6 protein-coding genes are annotated in these 6,501 nt (G+C 61.0%); 4 read left to right on the forward strand and 2 right to left on the reverse strand.

What is annotated here, in order from left to right; genetic code table 11:
• Window positions 1-46 precede the first annotated feature (46 nt).
• From AC07VR_RS19635 to lapD, 4 genes are all read left to right on the forward strand, one after another.
• Window positions 47-634 carry a UPF0149 family protein gene (locus AC07VR_RS19635; protein ID WP_494994285.1) on the forward strand — a complete coding sequence of 196 codons (588 nt, stop codon included), beginning with the start codon at window positions 47-49 and terminating at the stop codon, window positions 632-634.
• A gap of 10 nt (window positions 635-644) precedes the next feature.
• On the forward strand, window positions 645-1,043 hold the full coding sequence (locus AC07VR_RS19640; RefSeq protein WP_494994286.1) for a YbaN family protein: 399 nt from the start codon (window positions 645-647) through the stop codon (window positions 1,041-1,043).
• A 190-nt stretch (window positions 1,044-1,233) separates the two neighbouring features.
• Window positions 1,234-1,410, forward strand: coding sequence for a hypothetical protein (locus AC07VR_RS19645; RefSeq protein WP_495012247.1), 177 nt, complete (start codon window positions 1,234-1,236; stop codon window positions 1,408-1,410).
• Between the two features lie 22 nt (window positions 1,411-1,432).
• The gene (gene lapD, locus AC07VR_RS19650) at window positions 1,433-3,373 is read left to right on the forward strand and encodes a cyclic di-GMP receptor LapD (RefSeq protein WP_495012248.1); all 1,941 of its coding nucleotides are present in this window, start codon (window positions 1,433-1,435) and stop codon (window positions 3,371-3,373) included.
• A 64-nt stretch (window positions 3,374-3,437) separates the two neighbouring features.
• On the opposite strand, the gene AC07VR_RS19655 is transcribed toward lapD, so the two are convergent.
• Together AC07VR_RS19655 and AC07VR_RS19660 are read right to left on the reverse strand one after the other, a co-directional pair.
• The gene (locus tag AC07VR_RS19655; protein WP_494994289.1) at window positions 3,438-3,566 is read right to left on the reverse strand and encodes a hypothetical protein; all 129 of its coding nucleotides are present in this window, start codon (window positions 3,564-3,566) and stop codon (window positions 3,438-3,440) included.
• A gap of 79 nt (window positions 3,567-3,645) precedes the next feature.
• The coding region (locus AC07VR_RS19660) for a beta strand repeat-containing protein (protein WP_495012249.1) at window positions 3,646-6,501 on the reverse strand (2,856 nt) is incomplete at its 5' end.

The following is a 6,501-nucleotide window of genomic DNA, read 5'->3' on the forward strand; positions in this document are numbered from 1 at the left end:
AGGCCTAGAATTCAGCATCGTATATTTCCCCCAAGGTAGCCCTTCAATGTCCTTCGCTGAGCAACTAACCCGCCTGCAAGCCTTCCTCGACGCCGACGAGCTGCATGACGAGGCGCTGGACTATGTGGCCGCCCACGGTTACATGACTGCGCTATCGATCTGCTCCGAGATCGTTCCCGACCGTGAGTGGATCGACGCTCTGTTCGCCGAAGAGCCGCATTACCGCGACGCCGCCCAGCGTGAGGAGATCGAAGCTACCCTGCTGCTGCTCAAGGCGCACATCGCCCGTCAGCTGGCCTCCGATGAAGAATTCGAGCTGCCGTGTGACCTCGATCTCGGCGACGATCCGGACGACTCTGACCTGCGCGGTTGGTGCATCGGCTTCATGGAAGGCGTGTTCCTGCGCGAAGCGGCCTGGTTCGAAACCGCCGAGGACGAAGTCAGTGAAATGCTCCTGCCGATCATGGTCGGCTCCGGCCTGTTCGACGAACAGCCTGAGTTCTCCGATATCGCCAGCGATGCCAACCTGATGGACGACATGATCGTACAGATCCCTGAAGCCCTGACCGCGTTGTACCTGCTGTGCAACGCACCGGACGAAAAACCGGCCATTCTCAAGCCTCGTCACCACTGAGTTGCGGCCTATGGCGGCCAACTCCATAGGCAATCGCCCCCTGATACTGCGTTACGTTCTGCTGGCCATCGGCTGGCTGAGCGTCGCTTTGGGGGTGATCGGGATTTTCCTGCCCGTGTTGCCCACCACCCCCTTTCTGCTGCTGGCGGCCGCCTGTTTCGCCCGCAGTTCGCCGCGCTTCTATCAATGGCTGGTTGAGCATCCACGGCTTGGCCCATGGATCCGCGACTACCTCGACGGCAACGGCATCCCGCTCAAGGGCAAGGTTTACGCCATCGGCCTGATGTGGGCGAGCATTGGCCTGTCCTGCGTGCTCGTCCCCCTGCCTTGGGCCCGTGGCTTCATGCTGACCAGCGCGGTATTGGTGACGGTTTATATCCTTCGGCAGAAAACCCTGAACAGGTCTTGATACTCGAGCGTTTCCGGCTGCGCTCTTTTTTCGCCACAAACCATTCTCACATCGACCGACAATCTGCCTGATCTTTCATAAAACACCGCCTAGACTTCAGAAATCTGCACTTGAGCAGCCAGACATGTCCCGTCGTCCGCGTAGTCCAGGATGGTCAACGCTCCGACTTCGGCTCGGCGGATGGCCGGTTGTGTCGGTTTTTTTGCTGACCGGCCGAGGCAATGTCCGGGCAAACCGGGATTTTGCGCTGTTCCTGCAAACCGCTGAGCAACACTATGGCCCCTCGGCCCGTCCAGCCTCACAACGCGAAGACCCGCTTTCGGTGTACACCTTCAATGCCGAAGGTTTTGTCGTGGGTGAAGGCTAACGCCGCCAACAAGGAGCGCTTCATGTCGCTACTCAAACAGTTGTTTCTCGCCATCTGCCTGTTCCTGCTGGTGGCGTTGAGCGGCAGTTTTTTTGTCAGCCTGGAGACCTCGCGTGAGCAAATGCTCAGCCAGTTACGCTCCCACGCCCAGGATGCCGCCACGGCGCTGGGGCTATCGTTGACCACGCAACTCGACGATCCGGCAATGATTGAACTGATGGTCAGTTCGATCTTCGATAGCGGTTACTTCTCCAGCATCCGGGTGGTGACCATCGAGAATGAAAAAGTGCTGGTGGAGCGCAGTACACCGACCGTTGCCGAGGACATACCCGACTGGTTCGTGCATCTGGTGGACTTGCATCCTCAAGGAGGCGACGCGCTGATCATGCGCGGCTGGGAGCAGGCCGCACGGGTCGAAGTACAGAGCAATCCACAGTTCGCCCTGGCCAGGCTCTGGGACAGTACCCTCGGCAGCCTGGTCTGGTTGCTGCTGTGCGGGTTGCTCAGCACAGTGTTCGGCGGCTGGCTGCTGCGCCGGCAATTGCGTCCGCTCGACAGCATGGTCAAGCAGGCCGAAGCCATCAGTAAACGCGAGTTCCTCAGTTTGCCGAAACTCCCCCGCACGTCGGAGCTCAAGCGCGTGGTGCTGGCCATGAATCAGATGGTTGAAAAACTCAAAGGCCTGTTTGCCGAAGAAGCCGCACGCAGTGAAAAATTATGGGCCGAGTCCTTTCAGGACAGCCTCACCGGGCTGGCCAACCGGCGCCTGCTGGATGAACAACTCGCCGAACAGCTACTGGTCACCGAACAGAGCAGCGATGGTCACCTGTTGATGTTACGAGTCAACGATTTGACCGGCCTGAACCAACGTCTGGGTGGCCAACGCGCCGACGCCTTGATCAGACTGATCGGTGACTTGCTCAAACGCATGATCCAGCAAGCAGATCGCCGCCACTGGCTGGCGGCGCGCAACCGTGGCGGCGAATTCAGCCTGTTAGCCCCCGGTCTGGACAGCAAAGACGCTGCACGCCTGGCCGGCGAGATCAGTGCGACCCTGGAAAACCTGCGCCTCACCGGCTCCAGCGACTGCATGCCAGTTGCACACCTGGGTATCGTCGCTTATCAACCGGGCGACTCCGTAAGCACGGTGTTGCTGCATCTCGATCAGGCGCTGGCCCAAGCCCGACAACATCCGGAACGGCCCTGGGTGCATCTGGCAAGTTTCGATGGCGCGCCCGGGCAGACTCAGCACGATTGGCGTAACTGGATCGACGATGCCCTCAGCTACGACAAAATGCAGCTGTACTTCCAACCGGTGGTGCAGTGTGCCGATACCAGCCAGGTGCTGCATCACAAGGTACTGGCCCGCTTGCTCGACCCGCAGGGCGAAGCAATTGCCGCCGGGCATTTCCTGCCATGGATCGAGCGTTTGGGCTGGTCGGCGCGTTTCGACCTGGCAATGCTCGAACACACCCTGGACTACCTCGCCGAACACCCTTGGCCGCTGGCGTTAAGTCTTTCCGGGAGCACCCTGCTTGATGCACCACACCTGCAACAAATCCTGGCCCTGCTCGAAGGCCTGCCCGATCTCGCGCCGCTGCTGACTCTGGAAATCGACGAGCGCCAACTGCCACCACCGGACAAACTGCAGCAACTGTGCGAAAGCATTCAGGACACCGGCTACCGGATCGGCCTGCAGCACTTTGGCGGCAACTTCAGCCAGATCGGCAACCTCAGTTACCTCGGTCTGGCCTACCTGAAAATCGACGGCAGCTACATCCGCGCCATCGACCAGCAGAGCGACAAACGCCTGTTCATCGAAGCCGTTTTCCGCGCGACCAACAGCATCGACCTGCCGCTGATTGCCGAGATGGTCGAGACCCAAGGGGAGCTTGAAGTCATCAGAGAGTTGGGGGTGTTTGGGGTGATGGGAAGATTGATCGGACCGCCAGAGCCGATGTAGGTGATGTTTTGGTCGTGCTGTGTGCTATGCGCCGGCTGCGCAGTTCAGGTCAGGCCCTGTCATATCAAGTTTTGCCGTCGTGGCGTTGTTCGAAAGTGTCGCGTGCTAACCGTTCGACGCGAGCGTTGCGGGCGCCGATGGGTAGGCGGGCTTCTTCAAAACCCAACAGACGCGCCAGCGCCGGGCGGCGCATCTGGTGTTCGAGCGCTGCGTGAATCGGCAGGCCCAGCCCCGCTTCACAGTTTGCCGCCGGTCAGCTCCAGCCCAGCGTGTCAGGCCGTCAGCGTATGGTCGGCATCCCCGAACCAGATACGCACGAGATCGGCGCCAGTCGTGCCAGCGTTGGCGAGGACCGCCACATCGGTGAAATGCGCACCATTGGCTGCGCCATCGGTATCCACCTTCACGGTGATGTCGCTGCCGGATTTCACCAGTTGGACGAAGTCGGACGCCTGGCTGCTGCCGCTAACGAAGTTGGCTTTGAGCAGCGCGGAGAGGTCGAGCGCGTCACCTTCGGCGAAGTTATAGTCAAGGATGGTGTCGCCGCCGTCATTCGGGCTGAGGTAGGCGAACACATCGGCTCCCGCGCCACCGCTGAGAGTGTCCGCCCCGCCACGACCCGCGAGGATGTCGTTGCCGTCGCCGCCATTGAGCACGTCCGCGAGCATGCTGCCCACCTGTGTGCCGCTGGATGCGCCGTGGTAATCGACCAAGGTACCGGCCTCGCCGCCGGCGGTGACCTGGAAGTCGGCCACCGAGTAGTGCCCCAGCAGGTTCACCTCGGCCCGGTGTACGCCGTCGTCCACCGTCAGCAGGCCGCCGGAGCCAAGGGCGTTGGCGCTGTAGCTGAGCTGGGTGTTGGCGCCGAAGGCGAGATCGCCGAACATCAGCGAGTCATTGCTTTCGAGTCCGAGAATGCCAACCAGCGAGTCGGCATCCGCGGCGTGCTCCACGATCAGCGTGCCCGCACCTTCGCCGTGGAAGGCGACGGACGCGTGGGCAGTGCCGGCGAAGGTCAGGCTGGCATCGCCGTCGATGGTGGCGCTGCCGTTGCCGGTCACGTCGGCCAGCAGGCGCAGGTCGCCACCATTGGCCCACAAGTGGCCGGAGTTATCGATTGCGCTGGCCACCGTCATGCCACCCGCGCCCGTGGATTCCAGCACGCCGCTGTTGACTATGGTGTGGGTACCAGTGTCGAGCACCAGGCTGTTCAGCCCGTCGGCCTGGATTAAACCCGCATTGACCAGCACCATCTGCCCGGCACCCAACTGGCCGGCGCCGGAAATGTGGTTATCGGAATTGGTCAGCACGGTGTCGGCGCTGCCACCGAAAATCACGTTGTGCGCGCTGTCGGATAGCAGCACTTGGCCGCCACCGGTCAAGGTCGCGCCACGGAAGAGGATTTCCAGGTTGGTTTCGCTGCCGGTGGAGCCGAGCTCGATGGTGCCGCTGTTATGGATGCTGCCACCGAACGGCATGATCGCCCCGTTGGCGATGCTGATGGTGCCGGTATTGGTGGTGAGCGGGTCCACATCGAACTGGAAATTCGCTTCACTCAAGCCCGCCGCATCGACACCTTTCAGGGTGATCGTCTGGCCGGAGCCTATGCTGACCAGCGCATTACCGTGTGCGTCGTTAGCGATACTCAAGTCAGCAAAGCCGGTGACGCCCGCGAAGCCGATCAAGTCGATCTTGTCTGCCGCCGCATCGAAGCTGTGGATGACGTTGTTGTCGATCGGATGGGCGAAGATGAAGGTGTCGGCACCGGACGAGCCGGTCAGGTTGTCGTCGGTAGACAAGGCGAAGATCGGCGAGCCGGGGGCGTAGGCTTCGACGTTGTCGGAAACGATATAACTGCTTGTGCTGCCGTCCGCGTTGGTCCATCCGTAGGTTACTGTGAGCTCCATCGCACCGGCATAGGTGGATGGCGTCATGACCGTCAGTGCGGAAGGGTCGCTGGTCTGTATCGTCCAACTGCCGTCACCGTTGTTGGTTCCGGCACTCAGCACCCAGTTTATCGGAACCCCGCTCACCGTGTAGGTAATGACGTCGGAGGTGTCGGGCGTGGGATCGGTCAGTGCCAGATTGATAGCCTCGCCGGCTACGCCAGCCGGAGCTGTCACATGGGTTGTGACGGTGTGCAAGAGGCTATTTGCCGCTCCATCGTTGATCACCACGTTCACGATTCGGTCGGTAGTGCTGTGGCTTCCGGTCTTGGTGTCGGTGTACTGAACGCCTTTGAGGATAGTCTGGTAGGTGGCCTGGCTAGCCGAGCCAGTGATCGTCAGTGTATAGATCCCATTGTTTGCACCACTGGCAACACCGGTCACCGTCAAACCCGTAGCAGCGGTCGATGCCGGCGCGTTCAGGGAGAGTATTTCCCTGACGTTCGCATTGGTGCTGTCCACAGCGTTCGTCAACGTAACAGTCATTGACGACAGGTTCGGCGAGTCGACATCGGTGACCGTCGCCGACGGCGTAATCAACAACTGCGAGATGCCTGTTGGATAGTTCGCCGTTGCGTCATTGCCGGCGCCGCCACCATTCAAGTCCACTATCGGCGCGTCATTGACTGCCGCCACCGTGACGGTCGTCGTTGTGATGTTGCTCGCGTGGTTAGCCGCAGAGCCGTCATCCACTTGGAAGCTAATCGTGCGCGGTGCCGTCGACGGGTTGTCGCTGCTGTCGGAGTAGGTCACCGAGCGTAGCGCGGCTTGATAGTTCGCCACCGACGACGTCCCGCTTAGTGTCAGCACGCCGGTGCTTGCGCTGTAGCTGCCGCTGATGCCGTTCTGGTTGGTGAACCCGAGTACGTCCTCGCCCGAGGCAAAGTTGCTGGTGATCGATACCGTAGCGCCCGTTAGGTTGCTACTGTCGACATCGGTGACCGTCAGCACCGAGTTGATCGCCGTCGCTGCCTGGTTCTCTGTGTACGACAGAGAACCACCTGCCGTCATTACCGGCGCATCGTTGGTGCCGGTGATCGTCACGTCCACCGTGGAACTCGAGAGAGCCCCGTACTGATCCTGCATCTGGTAGCTGAGGGTCACATGCTCGACCACGCCTTGCGCCAGGTGATCGAAGTCGCTCCCCGGGTTGAACACCAGCTGGTTGCCGACCACGCTGGC

The sequence above is a fragment of the Pseudomonas sp. GW821-FHT02H09 genome (assembly GCF_059421425.1).